The sequence below is a fragment of the Glutamicibacter sp. AOP38-B1-38 genome (assembly GCF_052377485.1).
In the GTDB taxonomy this organism is placed as follows: Bacteria; Actinomycetota; Actinomycetes; order Actinomycetales; family Micrococcaceae; genus Glutamicibacter.
The window spans coordinates 30005-50723 of the sequence record NZ_JBQSWU010000001.1; the positions used below are offsets into that span (position 1 = coordinate 30005).

General features: G+C 65.7%; 18 protein-coding genes. 10 read left to right on the top strand and 8 right to left on the bottom strand.

What is annotated here, in order from left to right; all coding sequences use genetic code 11:
• Window positions 1-42: 42 nt before the first annotated feature.
• The gene (locus tag ACT3TP_RS00180) at window positions 43-1293 is read right to left on the bottom strand and encodes a magnesium transporter MgtE N-terminal domain-containing protein (protein WP_105553014.1); all 1251 of its coding nucleotides are present in this window, start codon (window positions 1291-1293) and stop codon (window positions 43-45) included.
• A gap of 132 nt (window positions 1294-1425) precedes the next feature.
• Here ACT3TP_RS00180 and ACT3TP_RS00185 point away from each other — a divergent pair, with 132 nt between their 5' ends.
• Complete coding sequence (locus ACT3TP_RS00185; protein WP_444618687.1) at window positions 1426-2283, top strand: general stress protein; 858 nt, start codon at window positions 1426-1428, stop codon at window positions 2281-2283.
• A gap of 185 nt (window positions 2284-2468) precedes the next feature.
• Here ACT3TP_RS00185 and ACT3TP_RS00190 read toward each other — a convergent pair whose 3' ends face one another.
• On the bottom strand, window positions 2469-4016 hold the full coding sequence (locus ACT3TP_RS00190) for an aminopeptidase P family protein (RefSeq protein ID WP_444618689.1): 1548 nt from the start codon (window positions 4014-4016) through the stop codon (window positions 2469-2471).
• Window positions 4017-4082: 66 nt separating this feature from the next.
• Between ACT3TP_RS00190 and ACT3TP_RS00195 the strand changes: the two genes are divergently transcribed.
• Window positions 4083-4928: a PHP domain-containing protein gene (locus ACT3TP_RS00195; RefSeq protein ID WP_444618691.1), complete on the top strand. Its 846-nt coding sequence runs from the start codon at window positions 4083-4085 to the stop codon at window positions 4926-4928.
• Here the strand turns inward: ACT3TP_RS00195 and ACT3TP_RS00200 are convergent.
• From ACT3TP_RS00200 to ACT3TP_RS00225, 6 genes are all read right to left on the bottom strand, one after another.
• The gene (locus tag ACT3TP_RS00200) at window positions 4913-5794 is read right to left on the bottom strand and encodes a DNA-methyltransferase (protein WP_096284652.1); all 882 of its coding nucleotides are present in this window, start codon (window positions 5792-5794) and stop codon (window positions 4913-4915) included. The genes ACT3TP_RS00195 and ACT3TP_RS00200 overlap by 16 nt on opposite strands.
• A gap of 74 nt (window positions 5795-5868) precedes the next feature.
• The gene (locus tag ACT3TP_RS00205; protein WP_444618693.1) at window positions 5869-7488 is read right to left on the bottom strand and encodes a DEAD/DEAH box helicase; all 1620 of its coding nucleotides are present in this window, start codon (window positions 7486-7488) and stop codon (window positions 5869-5871) included.
• A gap of 266 nt (window positions 7489-7754) precedes the next feature.
• Window positions 7755-9221: an RNB domain-containing ribonuclease gene (locus tag ACT3TP_RS00210; RefSeq protein ID WP_444618695.1), complete on the bottom strand. Its 1467-nt coding sequence runs from the start codon at window positions 9219-9221 to the stop codon at window positions 7755-7757.
• 100 nt (window positions 9222-9321) lie between these two features.
• Window positions 9322-9543 (bottom strand): DUF3107 domain-containing protein, encoded by a 222-nt coding sequence (locus ACT3TP_RS00215; protein ID WP_096284576.1) that lies wholly within the window; start codon window positions 9541-9543, stop codon window positions 9322-9324.
• A 64-nt stretch (window positions 9544-9607) separates the two neighbouring features.
• The gene (locus ACT3TP_RS00220; protein WP_096284578.1) at window positions 9608-10231 is read right to left on the bottom strand and encodes a TetR/AcrR family transcriptional regulator; all 624 of its coding nucleotides are present in this window, start codon (window positions 10229-10231) and stop codon (window positions 9608-9610) included.
• A 134-nt stretch (window positions 10232-10365) separates the two neighbouring features.
• Complete coding sequence (locus ACT3TP_RS00225; protein ID WP_444618697.1) at window positions 10366-11706, bottom strand: glutamyl-tRNA reductase; 1341 nt, start codon at window positions 11704-11706, stop codon at window positions 10366-10368.
• 149 nt (window positions 11707-11855) lie between these two features.
• Between ACT3TP_RS00225 and hemE the strand changes: the two genes are divergently transcribed.
• The 8 genes from hemE to hemL all read left to right on the top strand — a co-directional run bounded on the left by hemE (window position 11856) and on the right by hemL (window position 20661).
• Window positions 11856-12911 (top strand): uroporphyrinogen decarboxylase, encoded by a 1056-nt coding sequence (gene hemE, locus ACT3TP_RS00230; protein ID WP_444618699.1) that lies wholly within the window; start codon window positions 11856-11858, stop codon window positions 12909-12911.
• 117 nt (window positions 12912-13028) lie between these two features.
• Window positions 13029-14609 carry a protoporphyrinogen oxidase gene (gene hemG / locus ACT3TP_RS00235; protein ID WP_444618701.1) on the top strand — a complete coding sequence of 527 codons (1581 nt, stop codon included), beginning with the start codon at window positions 13029-13031 and terminating at the stop codon, window positions 14607-14609.
• 80 nt (window positions 14610-14689) lie between these two features.
• On the top strand, window positions 14690-15376 hold the full coding sequence (gene hemQ, locus ACT3TP_RS00240) for a hydrogen peroxide-dependent heme synthase (RefSeq protein ID WP_444618872.1): 687 nt from the start codon (window positions 14690-14692) through the stop codon (window positions 15374-15376).
• On the top strand, window positions 15373-16578 hold the full coding sequence (locus ACT3TP_RS00245) for a ferrochelatase (RefSeq protein WP_255248373.1): 1206 nt from the start codon (window positions 15373-15375) through the stop codon (window positions 16576-16578). Before hemQ ends, ACT3TP_RS00245 begins: the two co-directional genes overlap by 4 nt.
• Window positions 16575-17549, top strand: a complete 975-nt coding sequence (hemC, locus tag ACT3TP_RS00250) for a hydroxymethylbilane synthase (protein ID WP_444618703.1) — start codon at window positions 16575-16577, stop codon at window positions 17547-17549. The genes ACT3TP_RS00245 and hemC overlap by 4 nt, the downstream gene beginning before the upstream one ends.
• A gap of 8 nt (window positions 17550-17557) precedes the next feature.
• A complete protein-coding gene (locus ACT3TP_RS00255; protein WP_444618705.1) occupies window positions 17558-18355 on the top strand; it encodes a uroporphyrinogen-III synthase in 798 nt (265 codons plus the stop codon).
• An 11-nt stretch (window positions 18356-18366) separates the two neighbouring features.
• Window positions 18367-19353 carry a porphobilinogen synthase gene (gene hemB, locus ACT3TP_RS00260; RefSeq protein ID WP_444618707.1) on the top strand — a complete coding sequence of 329 codons (987 nt, stop codon included), beginning with the start codon at window positions 18367-18369 and terminating at the stop codon, window positions 19351-19353.
• Window positions 19354-20661: a glutamate-1-semialdehyde 2,1-aminomutase gene (gene hemL / locus ACT3TP_RS00265; protein ID WP_096284592.1), complete on the top strand. Its 1308-nt coding sequence runs from the start codon at window positions 19354-19356 to the stop codon at window positions 20659-20661.
• Window positions 20662-20719: the final 58 nt, after the last annotated feature.

Below are 20719 nucleotides of genomic sequence, written 5' to 3' on the forward strand. Positions count from 1 at the left end.
GAACTCCTTTGCTGCTGATCGAAAATGCTGAAGCTTGCCGGCCTAATCCGCCGAGCGCCAGTCATCGGGAAGAATGTGGTCCAGGACGTCGTCGACGGTGATGGCTCCGACGAGCCGCCCCTCGTTGTTGACCACGCCCACCGAGGTGAGGTTGTAGGTGGCCAGATGGCGGACCACGTCGGTGATGCTCGACAGGTCCGACATCGGTTCAAGTTCCTTATCAAGAATATCGCCCAGCGGCTCCGGGGGAGCGGCGCGCAACAGCGCCTGAATGTGAACTTGGCCCAGGTAGCGGCCGGTGGGGGTCTCCAGCGGCGGGCGCACCACATAGACCGTGGAGGCCAGCGCCGGGCTGATCTCTTCGAAGCGGACCGAAGCCAGCGCCTCGGCCACCGTGGACTCCGGGGTGAGGATCACCGGCACCGGGGTCATCACCGAACCGGCGGTGCCTTCGGGATAGGCCAGCAGGCGGCGGACGTCCTCGGCCTCCTCCTCGTTCATCAGCTCCAGCAGCTGGTGCTTGGTCTCTTCTTCCACCTCGGCGAGCAGGTCGGCCGCGTCGTCCGGGTCCATCTCCTCGAGCACATCTGCGGCGCGTTCCAGGCTGAGCGCGGAGAGGATTTCGACCTGTTCGCGGTCCGGCAGCTCCTGCAAGACGTCGGCCAGCCGGTCATCTTGCAGATGCGCGGCGACTTCCAGCCGGCGTTTGCCGGTCATCTCATGCAGCGCGTCGGCGAAGTCGGCGGCCTTCATCTCATCGTGGGTGGCCACGAAATTATCCGCGGACTGCGGTTCGCTCTGCGCCCCCTGGCGGATCTCCGCCCAGGAGACCAGCACCTTGTTGCGGCGGCGGGTGCGCAGGCCCAGCAGGGTGCTGGTGGTCTCCAGGCGCTGGACGAAGTACTCGTTGATCTCCCAGTCCCCGCGCCGGGTCTGGGTCAGGCCCACGTCTTCGATCAAACCGCGTCCGGAGGCATCGAGGAAGGTGACCGTGCGGTCGAACATCTCGGCGACGACGAGCATTTCCTGCCCGCGCTGCTGGAAGCGGCGCATGTTGACCAGCCCGGAGCAGATGACCTGGGTGGATTCCATCGACTGGATCCGGGTCATCGGCACGAAGACGCGGCGTTTGCCCGGAACCTCGACGACCACGCCGACACAGGCCGGGGCCCGCTGCGGGCCGCGCGAAACGACGACGACGTCGCGGAGCCGGCCCAGGCGATCGCCCAGGGGGTCGAAGACGTCCAGCCCGAGCAGCCGGGCGACAAAGATTTTAGAAACGTGTGCGCTCACCGTTCTAGCCTAGCGTGCGAAGGGGCCGTTGGCGGTGTGCTGGGCCACGAAGCGGCACAGGATTCTTTCACCCTCAGCGATAGTGGGTGTACAACTGGGCGCACTCACAGTATTAGCGTGCACAATATAGGTATGACCTCGCCGCATGGAGTAAATTCAATCAGCCCCAACGGTTTGCCCCGTGGCGAACTGCTTGGGCGCTACACCAGCTATCTGGATGCCCAGAAACTGGTCGACTATCTTGCAGATAACAACTTCCCGGTCTCCGCCGTGAGCATCGTGGGCAACGACGTGCGCACCGTGGAACGGGTGACCGCGAAGCTTTCCTACCCGAAGGTGGCGCTGTCCGGCGCGGCGCAGGGCGGCATGATGGGCCTCTTCGTGGGCCTGCTGCTCTCGCTCTTCGGCGGCAGCGGAACCGGCCTGTACCAGATCCTCTCGGCCATCGGGCTGGGCATGGCGATCTGGATGATCGCCGGAGTCGTTTCCTACTCGATGCGCCGGGGCAAGCGCGACTTCGCCTCCTCGAGCAAGTTCGTGGCGACCAGCTTCGACGTGGTCGTGGACTTCGAGCATTCGCAGACCGCCCGGCAGCTGGCCGCCCAGCTGCCGATGCGTCCGCAGCCGGCACCGGGCACCGCGCCGGCAGCGCAGCCGGTACAGCCGCCCGCCGCTCCGGTGGCGCAGCCAGTACAGCCGCCTGCAGCCCCCGCTGCGACGCAGGCTCCGGCAGCTCCGGCAACGGAAGCAGCGCCCGCACCGACCAGCCAATTCGGCGACCTGCCAGATGGCCGCCCGCGCTACGGTGTGCGCGTGGACGAGCCAAAGCCCGCGGCGCCGGCGCAGCCCGAGGCGCAGGATGTGGCGCAGGCCGAGCCGACGGTGAAGCAGGATGCGGTGCAGCCGCCGTCCGGCGAAGCCGCCCCGGAGGCGGCGGACCAGCCACGGGCCGAAGCCAAGGAATCCGAAGAAGAGTCCAAGCAGCAGTAACCTAAGCAGTAACCTCAGCGCAGCAAGCCCGCCACGAAGTTTTCCGCACCGCGCGGAGCAGCGTGGCGGGTTTTTGCTTGCCCGCTGGTGCGCGAGAGGCAGCCGGCGAAGCAAAAACCAGGGGCAGCCGGCTTCCGAGATGGAAACCGGCTGCCCCTGGCAACTGTGCAATGACCGCTGGCGGATTAGCTGCGCAGCTTTGCCATCCATGCCTCGACCTCGTCGGGCTTGCGCGGCAGGGCCGCGGAGAGGTTCACCGCGCCATCGGCGGTGACCAGGATGTCGTCCTCGATGCGCACGCCCAGTCCGCGGTACTCCTCCGGGATGGCCAGATCCTCATTCTTGAAGTACAGGCCAGGTTCGATGGTGAACACCATGCCCTCGACGAGTTCCGCGTCCAGGTAGAGATCCGCACGCGCCTGGGCGCAATCGTGCACATCCAGGCCCAGGTGGTGGCTGGTGCCATGCGGCATCCAGCGGCGGTGGTGCTGGCCTTCGGGGGACAGCGCCTCCTCCAGGGAAACCGGGAGCAGTCCCCAATCCTGCAGGCGCTCGGCGAGCACGGTGGTGGCGATGAGGTGCAGGTCGCGGAACTTCAGCCCCGGGCGGACCGCGGCGTAGGTTGCATCGGCGGCGTCGAGCACGGCCTGGTAGACCTTGCGCTGCAGCTCGGTGTACTTCCCGGAGACCGGCAGGGAACGGGTGATGTCCGCGGTGTAGAGCGACTCGGCTTCCACTCCGGCATCCAGCAGCAGCACCTCGCCCTCGTTGACCTCACCGGTGTTGCGGATCCAGTGCAGGATCGTGGCGTTGTTGCCCGAGGCAGCGATGGTGTCATAGCCCAGCTCGTTGCCCTCCAGGCGGGCGCGGGCGAAGAAGGTGCCCTCCACGATGCGTTCCCCGCGCTGGTGGGCGATGGCGGCATCCAGGTTGCGCACGACATCCTCGAAGCCTGCGATCGTGGCATCCACGGACTTCTGCAGTTCGGCCAGTTCGTACTCGTCCTTGACCAGGCGCAGCTCGGAGACGAACTCGGCGAGTTCGTTATCCAGCGCATCGCTGGCCTCAAGGTCCTGTCCGGTGTTGATCCGCGAGGTATCGACCAGCGCCTCGACGTTCAGGTCGATTTCGCGCATCAGGCGGATGCGGATCCCGCCCAGGGCCTGTGGCCCCGAGTTCTTGGTCAGCGCATTTTCCAGCAGGTCCAGCGACTGCGTGGAGATGCCGGTGCGGGCGGACATGGTGCTCAGCGTGGGGCGCGGGCCCACCCAGAATTCGCCGGCGCGCGAGTCAAGGTAGAAGTCCGAGCTGTCCCGGCCTGCCATCGGCGCGAAGTACAAGGTTGCCGCGTGGTTGCCGCCCTGGTCCCCGGCCCCGTCGTCGGTTGGCTCCAGCACCAGGACCGCATCGGGTTCGTGGTCGACGCCCAGACCGGTCAGGTGCGCGAAGGCCGAATGCGGGCGGAAACGGTAGTCCGTATCATTCGAGCGGACCTTTGCCGGGCCGGCCGGAATGACCAGGCGTTCGCCCGGGTAGTGCGCGGAGAGGGCCGCACGGCGGGTGGCTGCAAAGCTTGCGGCAGGATCTGCTGCGGGAAGCTGGGAGGTGTCCGGCGCCCAAGAGGAAGCCATGAACTTCTTGAATGCTTCCGAGGTGGGACGCTGGGAACGGTTGTTGACGCGATCTTCGAGCGGCTGGTCGTTGCCCGAAGGCGAAGAAACTTGATTGGTCATACTACTTAGTGTGTCACCGATTCGGGTATCCGGGCAAAGTAGCAGTAGGCCAGCTAATCTAGGGATATGCGAATTGACCTGCACACCCATTCAAATGTTTCGGATGGGACGCAACCGCCTGCCGAACTGATCGCGGCCGCGCAGCACGCCGGATTGGATGTGGTGGCGCTGACCGATCACGATCAGACCGCCGGGTGGGTCCAGGCGCGGCAGGCCGCGGCGGAACTCGGGGTGGGTTTTGTCCCCGGGATGGAAATCACCTGCCAGGACCACCAGGGAATCAGCGTGCACCTGCTGTGCTATCTGCAGGACCCCGGCTACCAGCCGTTGCTCGATGAGCTGGATCTTTCGCGCAACTCCCGGGTAATCCGCGCCCAGCGCATCGTGGATCGGCTCGCCGAGGATTTTCCGATCAGCTGGGATCTGGTCTCCGAGCATTGCCAGCCGGGCGCCACGGTGGGACGCCCGCACATCGCCGACGCGTTGATCACCGCGGGGGTGGTGGAAAGCCGCAATGAGGCCTTCGCCAATATCCTCTCGGCGCGCTCGCGCTACTACGTGGGGCACCCGGCCATCGACCCGCGCGACGCGGTGCGCCTGGTCCTGGAAGCCGGGGGAGTGCCGGTCTTCGCGCACCCTGCGGCCGCCTTGCGCGGACGGGTGGTGCCGGAAGCGACCTTCCACGAGATGATCGATGTGGGACTGGCCGGGGTGGAGATCCACCACCGGGACAACAGCGCGGAAGGCAAGCGCTTCCTGGCCCGGCTGGCCAAGCAATACGACCTGATCGTGACCGGTTCTTCCGATTACCATGGGGCCGGAAAACTGAACCGGCTCGGTGAGAATCTCACCGAGCCGGACATGCTGGATCGAATTATTGCGGCGGGAACCGGAGCTCAGGCCTCTTTGTAGGCGGTGGTTTCCGGCAAGCGGGAACGCATCACCTCGATGGCCTCGGCGTTCTGGTCGATCAGCACGAAGCGCCGATTCAACTTCGCGGCCACCGCCCCGGTGGTCCCGGAACCGGCGAAGAAATCCAGCACCCAGTCGCCTTCGCGCGATGAGGCGGCGATGATCCGACGCAGGATCCCTTCGGGCTTCTGCGTCGGGTAGCCGGTCTTCTCCTTGCCGGTCGGAGAGACGATGGTATGCCACCAGACATCGGTGGGCAGTTTGCCCAGGGCGCGCTTTTCCGGAGTCACCAGACCGGGAGCCATATACGGTTCGCGGTCCACCTCGGCCGAATCGAAGTGGTACTTCTTCGGGTCCTTCACGTATACCAGGATGGTGTCGTGCTTCGCCGGCCAGCGGCTTTTGGCGCGGGCGCCGTAGTCGTAGGCCCAGATCAATTCGTTCAGGAAGTTCTCGCGCCCGAAAATCTGGTCCAGCAGCACCTTGACGTAGTGCACCTCGCGGTAGTCCAGGTGCACATAGAGTGTGCCGTCTTCGGCAAGCAACCGGTGGGCTTCGTGCAACCGGGGCTCGATGAAGCTGAGGTAGTCATCGAAGCTGTCGTGATAGGAGCGCGCGGCCCCCAGCTCGGTGTTGTAGGAAAGACCCTTGAAGCCCACCCGATCGCCTTCGCCCTCGGCGGCCCGCACCATGGTGCGTTGCGCCCGGGTTTGCTTCCGGCCGGTGTTAAACGGCGGGTCGACATAGATCAGGGTGAAACTCCCGTCGGGCAGTTCCGACAAAGCCTTCACATTGTCACCGTGCAGCACGGTATTTTCCTGCGCCGGAGCGCCCGCGGTGAGTGCGGGCGCTCCGGTTTCGGGCAGGGTGGAATCCTCTGGTTGAGCGAGCACCGTTGGTACTGGATCCTTTCGGAAGAAGAATGGAAACGGAGAACTAATTAGTCCTGCGTTCCACCTTCGGTGCTGCGGGTGCGGCGGCGGGGCCGGCGGCGCGCCCGCGATTCCTGCTCGGAGTCGGTGCCGGCAGATGGCTGCTCCTCGTGCTGGTGGGTTTGGCGGTGGCGTTCGCCCTCGCGCGCCGGGCGGTCCTGCTTGCCCTTGGAATGCCCGTGGCGGCTGGCGCCCTGGTCGCCGGACTGTTCGGACTCGACGGTGCGGGTACGGCTGCGGCCACCGGTGCTGCGCCTGCGCGGGGTGCGCTCGGTGCGCTCGGCTCGGTCGCGGCGCGGGGAACCGTCGCCCTCGGCCGGCGCGGTCTTCTTTGCACGCTGCAAGCGGCCCTTGGTGCCCTTGGGGATGTCCAGGTCGGCGAAGAAGTGCGGGGAGGAGGAATAGGTTTCCACCGGCTCGGGCACATTCAGGCCCAGCGCCTTGTTGATCAGCGACCAGCGAGGCACCGAATCCCAGTCCACGAAGGTCACCGCAATGCCGGTGTTGCCGGCGCGGCCGGTGCGTCCCACGCGGTGCAGGTAGGTCTTCTCGTCATCCGGGCACTGCAGGTTCACCACGTGGGTGACGTCGTCCACGTCGATGCCGCGGGCCGCGACGTCGGTGGCGACCAGGATCTCGACCTTCCCGGCGCGGAAGGCCTTCAGCGACTGCTCGCGGGCCCCCTGGCCGAGGTCGCCGTGCAGGGCGCCGGCATTAAAACCACGGTCGATCAGTTCGTCGGTGAGCTTGGCCGCCGAACGCTTGGTCTGGGTGAAGATGATGGTCTTGCCGCGGCCCTCGGCCTGCAGCAGGCGGGCCACCATCTCGTCCTTGTCCAGGTTGTGCGCGCGGTAGACCAGCTGGCGGATATTGCGCTTGGTCAGCGAATCGTCATCGCCCGGGTCGGTGGCGCGGATGTGGGTCGGGCGGGACATGTAGCGGCGGGCCATGGTGATCACGGCGCCGGGCATGGTCGCCGAGAACAGCATCGCCTGGCGCAGCGGCGGCAGGGCGGCCAGGATGCGCTCCACGTCGGGCAGGAAGCCCAGATCCAGCATTTCGTCGGCCTCGTCGAGGACCACGGTCTTGATCTGCTTCAGGTTCAGCACGCGCTGGCGGTTCAGGTCGATCAGGCGTCCCGGGGTGCCGACGATCACGTCGGTGCCGGCCTTGAGCGCGTTGATCTGCTCCTCGTAGGGACGGCCGCCGTAGATGGTGGTGATCGAGATGTTCGAGTGCTTGGAGGCCTGCGCCAGGTCGGCGCCGACCTGGATGGCCAGCTCACGGGTCGGAGCGACGATCAGCGCCTGCGGGGCGCCGGGGAATTCGAGCTTCTCGTAGCCCTTGTCGCCCTCGCGGATGACGCGCTGCAGCGCGGGGATGCCGAAGCCCAGGGTCTTGCCGGTACCGGTCTTCGCCTGGCCGATGATGTCGTTGCCACCGAGCGCCACCGGAAGGGTGAGCGACTGGATGGGGAATGGGTACTCAATACCTGCTTCGAGCAGCGAAGCGACGATGTCTTCGCGGACCTTGAGCTCGGCGAAGGTCTGCTTGGGAACCTCAACGTCGGCGGTATCAATTGGCTCGGGGAGTTCGACCTGTTCGGTCGATAGCGTCGTGTCGGTCACGATGTGTGTGTTCTCGTTTCATTTGTGGCACCGGATCTGGTGCTGCCAGCCCTGAGCTTCCAGGGGGCCGGCACCTGCCGGTGCGGGTCCAGCGGAGCCGATCGCGTCATACACGTCAACCGCCACACGGGCGGGTGTCGGAATGGTGACCGCTGGGAAGTCACCACGAAACTGTTCTCTTCGTTCAGCACGGTGCGACCGGGCATCCTAAATAGTGATAGCCCAAGCATAGCCTCTCCGCGCCGGATTCCCGTCGGCCGGGGGCGCTAGCCAACGATGTCGAACATGATCTTGCGCGTGACGGGGTCCGCCGAACGCAGTGTGACGGTGACCAGCGTGCCCGGTGCCGCGCTTCCGGTGAACTGCCCGGTGATCGGCTCGGTGACCAGTTGCAGGTTTCCGGGGCGGTCCTTGGCCTCGCTCGCGGAGGGATCGCCATTGTGCGCTCCGGTGGCCTCACGCAGCACAATGGCCTCAAAGGTCTCGCCGACCCGGTGCTGCAAGACGTAGGCCTCGATCAGGTTGATGGCCGCCCGGGAGATCTGATTCGCCGAAATCGAACTTTCCCGCATCAGCCCCGGCAGCTGCTCCAGCGCCTGGCTCAACTCGTTCGGGATGGGCTTGGCATTGGCTTGCAGGAAGCAGCACAGCAGCACGAAGCGGTCCACCAGACGGCGCAGCGGCGCGGTGGTGTGCGCATAGGGGGCGGCCAGCGCCGCCTGCTCCATCGCGTCTTCGTTTTGCCCGTTGATCACGTCGTAGTCCGCCCCGCGGAACAGCGAGGCGGCCCGGTGCATGATGACCAGCTGGCGCGGATCATTCACGTCCAAGGTGCGCAGGTACTGGCCGTAGTCGAGTTGTCCATCCCAGGGGTGTCCCAGCAGCTTGGTCTGCTCCTTGAATTCCGCCAGGTCCTTCTCATCCGGGGCCGGCATGGTGCGCAGAATTCCGGTGCCGTGATCGAGCATGATCCGGGCGGCGGCCATGCCGGTGAGCAGGGAAATCTGTGCGTTGTAGTCTTCCAGCGGCAGGGGCTGGCGGCTGACCAGTTTGTAGCCACCATTGTCGGGCTCGACTTCTTGATCCGGAAGGTTGAGCGAGGCACCGCCGCGCAGGCGTTCCTGCTCGATGCGCACCGCGCCGATTTGTGCCAAGAGCTCCAGCTGCTCCCCGCCGTGGCCGGAGTCCAGCTTTGCCTGCGCGGATGCATAGTTCAGCATTTCCCGGGATTTGATCGTGGTGTGGCGCAGCTGCACGGCGGTGATGGCCCCCGCGGCATCCAGCGTGATCAGCCACAGGAAGACCGGGCGGACCGCGCCGGGCAGCAGGGAACCGGCATCTTCTGAAATCAGCGGCGGGTGGAGGTTGATCTTGCGCTGGGGCAGATAGTAGGTCTGTCCGCGTTCCCTGGTGACCTCATCGAGCAATCCGTTCAAGGCGACGAATGACGGAACGTCGGCGATCGCATAGTGCACCAGGTATCCGCCGTCTTTTCGTTCCAGGTACATGGCCTGGTCGAGGTCTGTGGCGCCTTCGGGGTCGATCGTGAAAAACGGCAGCGCGGTGTCGTCGTTTTCCGGTGTCCGCAGGTTGTCGACTGCCTCTTGGGCGGCTTTGAGGGTTTGCTCATCGAAGGGCGCCGGGACCCCCAATTCGCTTTCCAAGGCGAGCAGCAGCTCGTCCAGATTGGCTGCGCCATGTTTGCGGGGGCTGTGGATTCGTGGATTGGTCACACACCTAGGATTATCACAGATGCGTGATTCAAACCACGATTAACGCATCGTGGCCGCCCCCGAATGCCGGGGCGGCCACGATAGCGCGGAAAAGTTTGCCTTACTGGGCGAAGCCCACGCGGCGGGCCTCTTCGGGACCAACCTCAACGTAGGCGATACCGGCCGCTGGGACCAGGACTTCACGGCCCTTGGGATCCTTCAGCGAGAGCATCGTTCCCTCGGAGATCGCCTTGGATAACAGCTCGTTCACTTCGGCGTTGCTCAGCTCGGACTCGAGCACGACTTCGCGGGCTACATTCTGAATGCCAATCCGGATTTCCATGATTGTCAATGATCCTCTCGAAAGAATTACGAGTCCCGTCAGGGGGCCTCTGAAACAAATCTAACTAGTTTTCCTTCGGGAACCGTGAAATTCCGCGCCAAGCTAAACGCGAGATCAGGTCGACTGCGGTTTCCTGGTCCACCGGTTCGCCGCTGGTGGCCCAATATCGTGCCGAAACCTGGGAAAGGCCGGCCAAGGCGCGCCCCACCAGCAACCCTTCGTCCTCGTCGAGGTCGGTGTCCTTGACCACAACCTTCGAAATCGAGGTTGCCAGCGCATTGTTGAATTCTTCAATGCGTGCGGCGACCAGCGGATCGGAGAGCACATCCGACTCGAAGATCAGCCGGTAGGCCTGCGATTCGCGTTTGATGTATTGGTAATAGGTGTTGATAGTTTCGAAGACGCGTTGGCGATTCTCGTTTGTCGAGGAAATTGCGTCATCCAGCAGCTTGGTGAAATCGGCCAAATGCGAATCGAGCAAGGCCAGATAAAGCTCTCGCTTGCCGGGGAAATGCTGGTAGAGCACCGGTTTGGAGACGAGTGCAACCTCGGCGATCTCGTCCATCGAGGCCCCGTGGTAGCCGTGGGCTACGAAGACCTGGTGGGCTGCCTGCAGCAGCTGGCGGCGGCGCGCTTCGCGAGGCATCCGCTGCGTGCGTGGATTCTTGATTTCCCCGAGTTCCGCCATGATGTAGACCTTTCAACCTGCTGCCTGTGGTGGTTGCCGGCGAATGCTCCGCCCGTAAAACCACCACCTACTTGCAAGTAGTATTCCATGTCGCGTCGAAAATTTCGCCAGCGACGGCGGGGTGTCTGAGGTGCTTAAGCGCTTTGCTCCACGGGAAGTACCGGGCAGGCGGCCTGATCTGCAGTTTCTGCGTCTGCACGCACCGGCTTGGCCGGCGCGGTGGCCGTGGAACCGGAGAGATCCAGCCCGTAAAGGGTTTCGAGGGCCGCCACATATTCGTCGGTACGGCCTTCGGCCGCCAACTCGCGGGCCCGCATAGTCGGGACGTGAAGCAGCTGGCGCATCATCCGGCGCATGGCTAGTTCTACTTCTTCGGCCGCGGCGGTGCATCCGTGCTGCGCACGGACCTTCGCTACTTCGGCGTCCAGTACGGTTTTGGTGTGGGCGCGCAGCGCCACAATGGCATGGTCCGCTTCGCGCTCGCGCTGCGCGGCGGAGAATTCGCGGGCGGCCTTGGTCACGATCCTGGTGGCGTCGTGCACGGCCAGGGCCTGATCGTTAGGCGCTGCCATCCGAACCGATTCGAGGGTGATGAGCTCAACGTCGGCCAACTGCGCCATCGTTGGATCAAAATCGTGGGTCAACGCCATATCAATGGCAATCAGCGGCTGGCCCTTCACCCGCAGTTCCTCCACGGTGCGGCTTTCCAAACGGTTTCCACCGCCGGAACAGCCCACGATGACGTCGGCTTCGCGCAGGGCCTGGGTCAGATGCTGCTCGCTCAGCGGGAAACCGCCGCGCTTATCGGTGAAATCGGTGGCCCGGCCCGAGTGGGAGTACACGCTGATGCGCTTGACGCCGCGTTCCTTCAGCAGCGCCATGGTGGCGCCTGCATAGGAGCCGGTCCCGAAAAGCACGATGTCCTGGTCTTGCCAGCTGCGGCTGCCATCCATCAGTTCTTCGGCGAGATCCAAGGCTACCGAAACGACGGATTTTCCCTGGGAGCCCAGATCGGTGCTGCTTCCCACGTCCTTCGCGGCGCGCGTGGCGTTCTGGAAGAGCCGGGTGAGGCTGCTGGTGGCTGTTTTCTCCTGCTGGGCCTGGGTCAATGCGCGACGCACCTGACCGGCAATTTCACGTTCGCCCACCACGGCGCTGTCCAGGCCGGCGCCCACGGAGAACAGGTGGTCGATTACCGGTTCGCCTTCCAAGGTGGTCAGCCGGCGGGCGAGGAAGTCCGCGGACAGCTCGGTGTTCGCGGAAAGTTCATTGACCAGATGCTCGGTGGCATCTTCGACGTTTTCCACATCCGCGTAGACTTCGAACCGGTTGCAGGTGGCCAGCACCACGGCACCGTTGATAGCCACCGAACCATTGATGGAAGCGGCGGCTAGCCCGCTGGCCGAAGCGCTCAGTTGCGCCACGGTCTCCAGGTCGAGCTGTGAATGCGATGCGACAAGAGATAAGAAAACCACAATGTTCCAAGAATAGGCCGAATTAGGGCAGCTAAACAACGCAGGCGAACCTAACTGATGGGGTTTTTGGGCCGTAATGTTGCTCACCTTCCCCTGAGGGTGAACGGCACAAATGGGCTTTTACCTGCAAGAGTTGGCATCATTGAATCATGACTCTGTCGCAGAACCATCCCTTCGTTGATGGACGTACCTCCGATTCCGCATTGATCCAGGCCCTGACCGGTCGCACACCGAGCCACCACCCGGTGTGGTTCATGCGCCAGGCAGGGCGCTCGCTGCCCGAATACCTCAAGCTCCGCGAAGGCGTGAGCATGCTTGACTCGTGCCTGGACCCTGCGATGGCCAGCGAAATCACCTTGCAGCCGGTGCGCCGGCACAAGGTCGACGCCGGCATCTTCTTCTCCGATATTGTGATTCCCTTGCGGCTGGCGGGCATCGGCGTGGACATCGTCCCCGGTGTCGGCCCGGTCCTGGACAAGCCGATCCGCACCGCGGAAGACGTGGCCAATCTGCCCGAGCTCACCGATGAATCCCTGGACCCGATCCGCGAAGCGGTGGCGCTGACCGTCGCCGAACTGGGCAGCACCCCGTTGATCGGTTTCGCCGGGGCACCGTTCACCGTGGCGGCCTACATGGTTGAGGGCAAGCCGAGCCGCGACCACCTGGGCCCACGCACCATGATGCATTCGGACCCCGAGGTCTGGGACAAGCTGATGAGCTGGGCCGCGGACGCGTCGGGCAAGTTCCTGCGCGCCCAGGTGGAGGCCGGCGCCTCCGCCGCGCAGCTATTCGACTCCTGGGCCGGTTCGCTGTCCCTTCCGGATTACCAGAAGTTCGTGGCCCCGTATTCTTCGCGTGCACTGGACTTCGTCCGCGACACCGGCGTGCCGCTGATCCACTTTGGCACCGGTACCGGCGAATTGCTGACCGCCATGCGCGACTCCGGGGTGGACACCGTGGGCGTGGACTACCGCATCCCGCTGGAAACCGCGATCGAGCGGCTGGGCCAGAGTGTGTCGGTGCAGGGGAATATCGACCCGGCCCTGCTTTCGGCCCCCTGGGAAGTGCTCGAAGCCCACGTCCGCCAGGTCGTAGCCAGCGGCGCCAAGGCTCGCGGGCATGTGCTGAACCTGGGGCACGGCGTGCCGCCAACCACGGATCCGACGGTGCTCACCCGAGTGGTTGAACTCATCCACTCGCTCTAGGCACACAGGGCTAGGCTAGGTTTCAAAGACAGATCTCCGCTTCCGGGACGCGCCGGCAATCCCGGCACGTCCCGTTCGGCGGGGAACATCGAGTTGAAGGTGGAAGGTGCAGCGCCCATGACCAAGAATCAGCGCAACGCCCCGGCGGCAGACAAACAAGGTGCACGTCCGGCGGCAAAAATCCGCCGTGATCTCGCCGGAGACACGGCAGCACATGCCCTGCGCCTGCTGGAAAAGGTCCGCGCGGCCGCGGAAACCCGGGCCTCGAAAGACAGCGCACCGCACGCTGCCGCACCGCACGCGATAGTTGTCGGCGGCGGTATCGCCGGATTGGTGGCCGCGCGTGAAATGAGCCAGACCGGATACCGGGTTACGGTCCTTGAAGCCTCGGACAATTTCGGTGGCTGCCTGCGCCGGGTTGAGGTCGCCGGCCTGGCCCTCGACGCCGGAGCCGAGTCTTTCGCGTTGCGCGGCGGCACCGTCAGCGCATACCTCGATGAGCTGGATCTGAGCGAAAAAATCGCCCAGACCTCCGGGGTCGGCGCCTGGCTGATCCAGGGGGACGCCGAAAACGTCGAGGCTAATCCGCTGCCGCCGAGCTCCTTGCTGGGGATCCCCTCGAATATCCGCAGCGATGAGGTGCGCCGAATCATCGGCCGGGCCGCCACCGTGCGTGCCGCGGCCGATCTGGTCACGCCGATGCCCAAGAAGTGGGCCACGGAAAAGCTTTCGCTCGCCGAGGTGGTGCGCCACCGCATGGGGCAGAGCGTGCTTGACGCTTTGGTCGCCCCGGTAGTCAACGGGGTGTATTCCACCGACCCGGCACGGATCGACATCGACGCGGCAGCCCCGGGGCTGCGCGAAGCAATGCAGCGAACCGGATCGCTGGCCAAGGCCGTGGCCCAGCTGCAGGGCGATGCCCCGGCAGGTTCGCGGGTCGCCGGCCTGGACGGCGGCATGTACACGCTGGTGACGACGCTGACCGAGCAGCTGCAGGAATCCTCGGTGGCGCTGGTGCGCAATTCGCCGGTGACCGAGATCCGCCGTCACGACGGGGCCGGGCAGCCGTACACCGTGCATACCCTGGGCCAGGAACTCGGCGCGGACCGGGTGGTCATTGCCACCGAGGCCCACGCCGCGCTCACGCTGCTCAACCCGCTGCTCGAAGAACAGCAGCGCATCAGCACCGACGCCGAGGCCAACTCCATCGCCTTGGTGGTGCTCGTGGTGGACAAGCCAGAACTCGACGAGGCGCCGCGCGGTTCCGGAGCGCTCGTGGCCAAGGAAGCGCCCCTGGTGGCCAAGGCCTTGACCCATGCCAGTGCCAAATGGCCGTGGCTGGCAGAGCAATCCGGTCCGGGCACCCACGTGCTGCGGCTGTCCTTCGGCCGGATCGGGCAGCATGAGCCGCTGGTCGAGTCCGGAGACGAGCAGGCGCTGCTAGCGCAGGCCGTCAAAGATGCTTCAAAGATTCTCGGTGTTGAATTGCATCAGGACGATGTGGTGGGCAGCGCCGTGTCGCGTTTCAACGACATGGTGCCGCTGCAGGGCGAGGCCGCCAGCGCACGCCGAGCGCAGGTGAGCTCGGCGGTGGAGAAGTTTGTTGGTTTGGATCTCGTGGGCGCATGGCTTGCCGGCACCGGGTTGGCCCGAGTCATCGGACACACCCGGCGGACAGTTGCCATCAGCGCCCGCTAACAAGTTTTAAAGCATGAGATAGATCAGATGATCAAGGAGAGCACTAAGTGAGCTACGAAGTACAGCACAATTCACCGGTCATGCGAGACCGCGACGCCGCTGGTGAAAACCCGACCATGTTCTACACTCTGTGGACCGTGTTCAAGCGCTCCGCCAACGTGGAACTGGGTGCGGCGGATGCTGCGGCCTTCGACTCGCTGGTCGCCGAACTGGCCGCATCCGGTGTGGCAGTGCGCGGCATCTACGACGTGTCGATGATGCGCGAAGAAGCCGACGTGATGCTCTGGATGCACGGACCTGCCGCCGAGCTGCTGCAGGCCTCGATGCGCCAGCTGCGCCGCAGCTCGCTGCTGGCCGGCACCGAGGTCGTGTACTCCACGATGGCCGTGCACCGCGAAGCCGAATTCGCCAAGGACCACTCGCCGGCCTTCGCCCGCGGCCTGGATGCCAAGGAATGGATGACCGTCTACCCCTTCGTGCGCACCACCGACTGGTACACCATGGACCCGGCGGACCGCGGCAAGATGCTGCGCGATCACGGCATGCTCGGCCGCGAATTCCCGAACGTGCTGGCCAATACCGTCGCCGCCTTCGCCTTCAGCGACTTCGAATGGCAGATCTGCCTCGAAGCCGACGACATGATCGACCTGGTCGACATGATGCGCCACCTGCGCTACACCGAAGCCCGCCACCACGTGCGCGAAGAGACGCCGTTCTACACCGGACGGCGCATCTCGGCCGCCGAGGTCATCGAGGTTTTGAAGTGACCCAGGATTTCGATCCACGCACCGGCTATGACGCCAACGGCAAGATGGCGCCGAAAGCCTACGACGCGATTCTGCTCTCCTCCTTCGGCGGTCCCGAAGGCCAGGAGGACGTGATCCCGTTCCTGCGCAATGTCACCGCAGGCCGGGGGATCCCCGACGAACGCCTCGAAGAGGTGGCGGTGCACTACCGCAAGAACGGCGGCGTCTCGCCGATCAACGCGCAGAACCGCGCGCTGCTTGCCGCCCTGCAGGCCGAACTGACCGCGCGTTCCATCGAGGTGCCGGTGTACTGGGGCAACCGCAACTGGCACCCGTTCGTCAACGACACGCTGAAGCAGATCGCCGAGGACGGGCACCGCAAGGTGCTGCTGCTGGGCACCGGCGCGTACACCGGCTACTCGGCCTGCCGCCAGTACCGCGAAGACCTCGGCATGGGGCTGCGCGATACCGGGCTGGAAGGCGTGCTGGAAGTTGACAAGCTGCGCCAGTTCTTCGACACTCCGGCCTTCGTGCAGCCCTTCATCGAGGGGCTGGGCGCCTCGCTGGCCGAGGTGCGCGAACAACTTGCGGCGAAGGACAATGCCGCGGACAAGATCAAGATCGTCTTCGTGACGCACTCGATTCCGCAGGCCGACGCGGACGCCGCGGGACCTGCTCAGCTGCGCGCGCAGGCGAGCGAGAATCTCTATACAGCCCAGCACCGTGCGGTCGCCGAGCATATTCTGGCCAACGTTCCCGAAGCCCAGGGTCTGGAGCACAGCCTGGTCTACCAGTCGCGTTCCGGGGCCCCGCACGTTCCGTGGCTGGAACCGGATATCAACGACGCGCTGGCCGAGGATGCCGCCGCGGGGGTGGCCGGGGTCGTGGTGGTGCCCATCGGGTTCATCTCCGACCACATGGAGGTCTTGTGGGATCTGGACACCGAAGCCAAGGACAGCTGCGCCGAACTGGGGTTGGCCTTTAGCCGGGTCGCAACTCCGGGAACGCACCGGGCTTTCGTCTCGGGCCTGGTTGATCTGCTCGAAGAGCGCCTGGCCGATGCCAACGGCCAAGCGCTGCGCGCCGGCCGGATGAGCGCCGTCGCCGGCGGACCATGGTTTGACGTGTGCCGCCCGAATTGTTGTGAAAAGCGCGCGCTGGACGGCTCCTTGCGTCCGACCATCGCCGCGGTCGATTCCGAAGTGGGGGTGCCCCAGGCATGAGTGAGAGCTTTCGTGTAGGCACGCGCGGCAGCGCGCTGGCGACCACGCAGACCGGGTGGGCCGCCACGCGCTTGGCCGAAGCCTCCGGGCTTCAGGTGGAGACGATTCTGGTCAAGACCGAGGGAGATGTGATCACCGGGCCGCTCTCGCAGCTTGGCGGTACCGGAGTCTTCGCCGCCGCCTTACGCCAGCGGTTGCTGGATTCGGGCTGCGATCTGGCGGTGCATTCGCTGAAGGATCTGCCCACCACGCAGCCCGAGGGCCTGGTGCTGGCCGCCATCCCGGAACGTGAAGATATGCGCGACGCCCTGTGCGCCCGCGACGGCCTGACGCTCGCCGAACTGCCCGAAGGGGCGAAGATCGGCACCGGTTCGCCGCGCCGCGCCGCGCAGCTGCTGGCCTTCCGCCAGGATCTGCAGATCGTCGATATCCGCGGCAACGTGCCCACCCGGCTCGGCCGGGTGAAAGGCACCGGCGCCACCCATGACGACGGAAGCGTGGGGCGCAGCGTGCAGGGTGACCTGGACGCCGTCATCCTCGCCGCCGCCGGCATGCGCCGGCTCGGCCTGGAAGCGCACATCACCGAGTACCTGGATCCGGCCATCATGCTGCCGGCCCCCGGGCAGGGGGCGCTGGCCTTGGAGGTGCGCGCCGCCGGCTCGGATCACCCGGCCCTGGATCGGGCGCTGGCCGAACTGGACCACCTGCCAACGCGCCTGCAGGTCGAGGCCGAACGTGCGCTGCTGGCGGCTTTGGAAGCCGGCTGCGCGGCGCCGATCGGAGCCCTGGCCCGGGTTCAGAGCGGCACGCTCGTCTTGGAGGCGGTCGCCTGCAACCCGGACGGCTCCGAAACCATGCGCCGCAGTGCCCGAGCAAGCGCGGCCACCGTAGCGGAGGCACGCGAGCTTGGACGCAGCCTGGCCGAATCGATGATCGCCGACGGCGCGGCGGTAGTCGCAGGCTTGGCCTAATTGCGACCATGACCTATCAGGCGTTGATCCTGCGCGACGCGGCGCGAGCCGCGGCTACCGTGCGGGAATTTGAGCAGCTGGGCATCGAATCTTGCTGTGCCCGGCTGATCGACACCGTCTGGCCCGCGGATCGCAGCGAGCTGTCCCGCGGCGTCGCGGCACTGGCGGCGGGCTCCTACCAGTGGCTGGTGCTCACCTCGGTGAATACCGTGGAGGTGATCGCCACCTTGCTGGCCGGACGCCCGCTTCCGCCGCGGCTGCGCGTGGCGGCGGTGGGAACGAAGACCGCCAAGGCCGCCCGCGCGCGGTTGGGCGTCGATGCGGATTTTGTGCCTACGGAGCAGTCCGCGGCCGGAATGGTGGCCCAGTGGCGGCTGGAACCGGGGCAGAAGATCTTCTATCCGCATGGGGACCTCGCCAGCTCGACGCTCTCGGCCGGGCTCGGCGCCCATGAAGTCCACGAGGTCCTGGCTTACCGCACGGTTGCCGCCGGCAGCGGGGGAGCACCGCTTACGGCGGTGCCCGCGCCACCGGGAATTCGCGTGCTCGCCCCGGAAGAGATAACCCGGCAGCTGGATCGGCTGGATCTGCTGGTGTTTAGCGCACCAAGCATCGTGCGCCGCTTCGTGCAGCTAGCCGGTGACCGGTTGCCCGAGCGGGTGAAAACCGTTGCCATCGGCCAGCCTACGGCCGCGGCCTTGCGCGCGGCCGGGTTGCGCGCCGACGCCATCGCCGCGGAACCGACGCCCGCCGGTTTAGCTCGCGCGGCCCAAGAACTTTTGCACAATGCGAATCATCAATTCTAGAAAGAAGTGACATGGCTTTCCCTCAGCACCGACCTCGCCGGCTCCGGCAGAATCCTGCAGTTCGCCGACTCGTCGCAGAGTACGAGCTGTCCTCGCGTCAGTTGATCCTGCCCGCCTTCGTCCGCGAGGGCATCGGCGAGCCGAACCCGATCAGCTCCATGCCCGGGGTCGTGCAGCACACCATGGATTCGCTCAAGGCCGCCGCGGCGGATGCCGCCGAGCGGGGCCTGGGCGGCATCATGCTCTTTGGCATCCCGGAGGACCGGGACGAAAACGGCAGCGCCGGAATCGACCCGAACGGCATCTTGAACCGGGGCATCGCGGCCGTTCGCGAAGAGGTCGGCGACGAGCTGGTCATCATGTCCGACGTGTGCCTGGACGAGTTCACGTCTCATGGCCACTGCGGCGTGCTTGATGCCCAGGGCCGGGTGGACAATGACCGGACCCTGGAAATCTATGCCGAGATGGCGGTAGTCCAGGCCGAGGCGGGGGCGCACATCCTGGGCCCTTCGGGCATGATGGACGGGCAGATCGCGGTGATCCGCGAGGCCTTGGACCAGGCCGGCCAGAAGGACGTGGCGGTGCTCGCCTATGCGGCGAAATACGCCAGCGCCTTCTACGGCCCATTCCGCGAGGCCGTCGACTCGCAGCTGCAGGGGGACCGCCGCAGCTACCAAATGGACGCCTCGAACCGCCGCGAGGCGCTGCTGGAAGTCGAACTGGACCTGGCCGAAGGCGCGGATATGGTCATGGTCAAGCCCGCCATGAGCTACCTGGACATCGTCTCGGATATCGCGCAGCTGTCCCCGGTCCCGGTCTCCGCCTATCAGATCTCCGGAGAATACGCGATGATCGAAGCCGCGTCGGCCAACGGCTGGATCGACCGCCGCGCCGCGGTGCTCGAATCCCTGCTTTCCATTCGCCGGGCCGGCGCCCAGCAAATCTTGACCTACTACGCAGCCGAAGTCGCCGGCTGGTTGAACGAAGGAAAAAAATAAATGTCGAATTCCGAGAAGCTTTTCACCGAGGCCCGTGACGTCATGCCCGGTGGCGTGAACTCGCCGGTTCGCGCCTTCGGCTCCGTCGGCGGCGTGCCGCCGTTCATGGTCGGCGCCAAGGGCGCTTATCTCACCGATGCCGATGGCAAGGAATACGTTGACCTGGTCTGTTCCTGGGGTCCGGCCCTGCTGGGGCATGCCCACCCGGAGATCCAGTCGGCGGTGCACGCCGCGGTCGACCGCGGGTTGTCCTTCGGCGCCTCCACCCCGGATGAGGCAAAGCTCGGCCGGCTGATCAAGGATCGCATGGGCGGGGTGGACCGCGTGCGCATGGTTTCCACCGGCACCGAGGCCACCATGACCGCCGTGCGCCTGGCCCGCGGCTTCACCGGCCGCGAATTGATCATCAAGTTCTCCGGCTGCTACCACGGCCACCTCGACAGCTTGCTTGCGGATGCCGGCTCGGGCGTCGCCACCTTGGCGCTGCCGGGTTCCGCCGGGGTCACCGCGGCCACCGCCGCCGAGACCCTGGTCCTGCCGTATAACGACCGTGCCGCCATTGACGCGGCGTTCGCCGCGCACGGGGCGAATATCGCGGCCGTGATCACCGAATCGGCACCCTGCAATATGGGCGTGGTGGTACCGGAGGAGGGGTTCAACAAGTTCCTGAAGGACACCACCGCCAAGCATGGCGCGCTGCTGATCCTCGACGAGGTACTGACCGGCTTCCGCGCCTCGTCCTCCGGGTACTGGGGCTTGACCGGCAAGGAAGAGGGCTGGAACGCGGATCTGTACACCTTCGGCAAGGTCATCGGCGGCGGCTTGCCGACCGCGGCCCTGGGCGGCCGCGCCGAGGTGATGGATTATCTGGCTCCCTTGGGCCCGGTCTACCAGGCGGGAACCCTCTCGGGTAACCCGGTCGCCATGGCGGCCGGCATCGCACAGCTGACCCACGCCACCGAGGAGGTCTACGCACACATCCTCAAGGCGTCCACCGCGCTGGAAGGCGCGCTGCGCGAGGCCTTTGACACCGCCGGGGTGGATCACTCGATCCAGCGCGTCGGTTCGCTGTTCTCGGTGGCCTTCGGCACCTCGGCCAAGGGCGTGCACAACTACGCCGACGCGCAGGGGCAGGAGGCATTCCGCTACGCGCCGTTCTTCCACTCGATGCTCGACTCTGGCATCTACCTGCCGCCAAGCGTGTTCGAGGCTTGGTTCCTCTCCGCGGCACACGACGACGCAGCCATGGAGAAGATCTTCGCGGCACTGCCAGCGGCCGCTCGGGCCGCCGCTGCGGCCACCGCATAGTAGCCACCAGCACCAAGAGGCCACGGTAGCCGCTCGTCCCATCCGGGTAGCGGCTACC

Excerpts from the sequence above, each read along its gene's own strand:
- ACT3TP_RS00220 (WP_096284578.1), bottom strand. The coding sequence starts at position 10,231 with ATGGCGGAACTCGGGGAAATCAAGAATCCACGCACGCAGCGGATGCCT.
- ACT3TP_RS00190 (WP_444618689.1), bottom strand. The coding sequence starts at position 4,016 with ATGACCAATCAAGTTTCTTCGCCTTCGGGCAACGACCAGCCGCTCGAA.
- ACT3TP_RS00255 (WP_444618705.1), top strand. The coding sequence starts at position 17,558 with ATGACCTATCAGGCGTTGATCCTGCGCGACGCGGCGCGAGCCGCGGCT.
- hemG (WP_444618701.1), top strand. The coding sequence starts at position 13,029 with ATGACCAAGAATCAGCGCAACGCCCCGGCGGCAGACAAACAAGGTGCA.
- hemC (WP_444618703.1), top strand. The coding sequence starts at position 16,575 with ATGAGTGAGAGCTTTCGTGTAGGCACGCGCGGCAGCGCGCTGGCGACC.
- hemQ (WP_444618872.1), top strand. The coding sequence starts at position 14,690 with ATGCGAGACCGCGACGCCGCTGGTGAAAACCCGACCATGTTCTACACT.
- hemL (WP_096284592.1), top strand. The coding sequence starts at position 19,354 with ATGTCGAATTCCGAGAAGCTTTTCACCGAGGCCCGTGACGTCATGCCC.
- hemE (WP_444618699.1), top strand. The coding sequence starts at position 11,856 with ATGACTCTGTCGCAGAACCATCCCTTCGTTGATGGACGTACCTCCGAT.
- hemB (WP_444618707.1), top strand. The coding sequence starts at position 18,367 with ATGGCTTTCCCTCAGCACCGACCTCGCCGGCTCCGGCAGAATCCTGCA.
- ACT3TP_RS00195 (WP_444618691.1), top strand. The coding sequence starts at position 4,083 with ATGCGAATTGACCTGCACACCCATTCAAATGTTTCGGATGGGACGCAA.
- ACT3TP_RS00185 (WP_444618687.1), top strand. The coding sequence starts at position 1,426 with ATGACCTCGCCGCATGGAGTAAATTCAATCAGCCCCAACGGTTTGCCC.
- ACT3TP_RS00215 (WP_096284576.1), bottom strand. The coding sequence starts at position 9,543 with ATGGAAATCCGGATTGGCATTCAGAATGTAGCCCGCGAAGTCGTGCTC.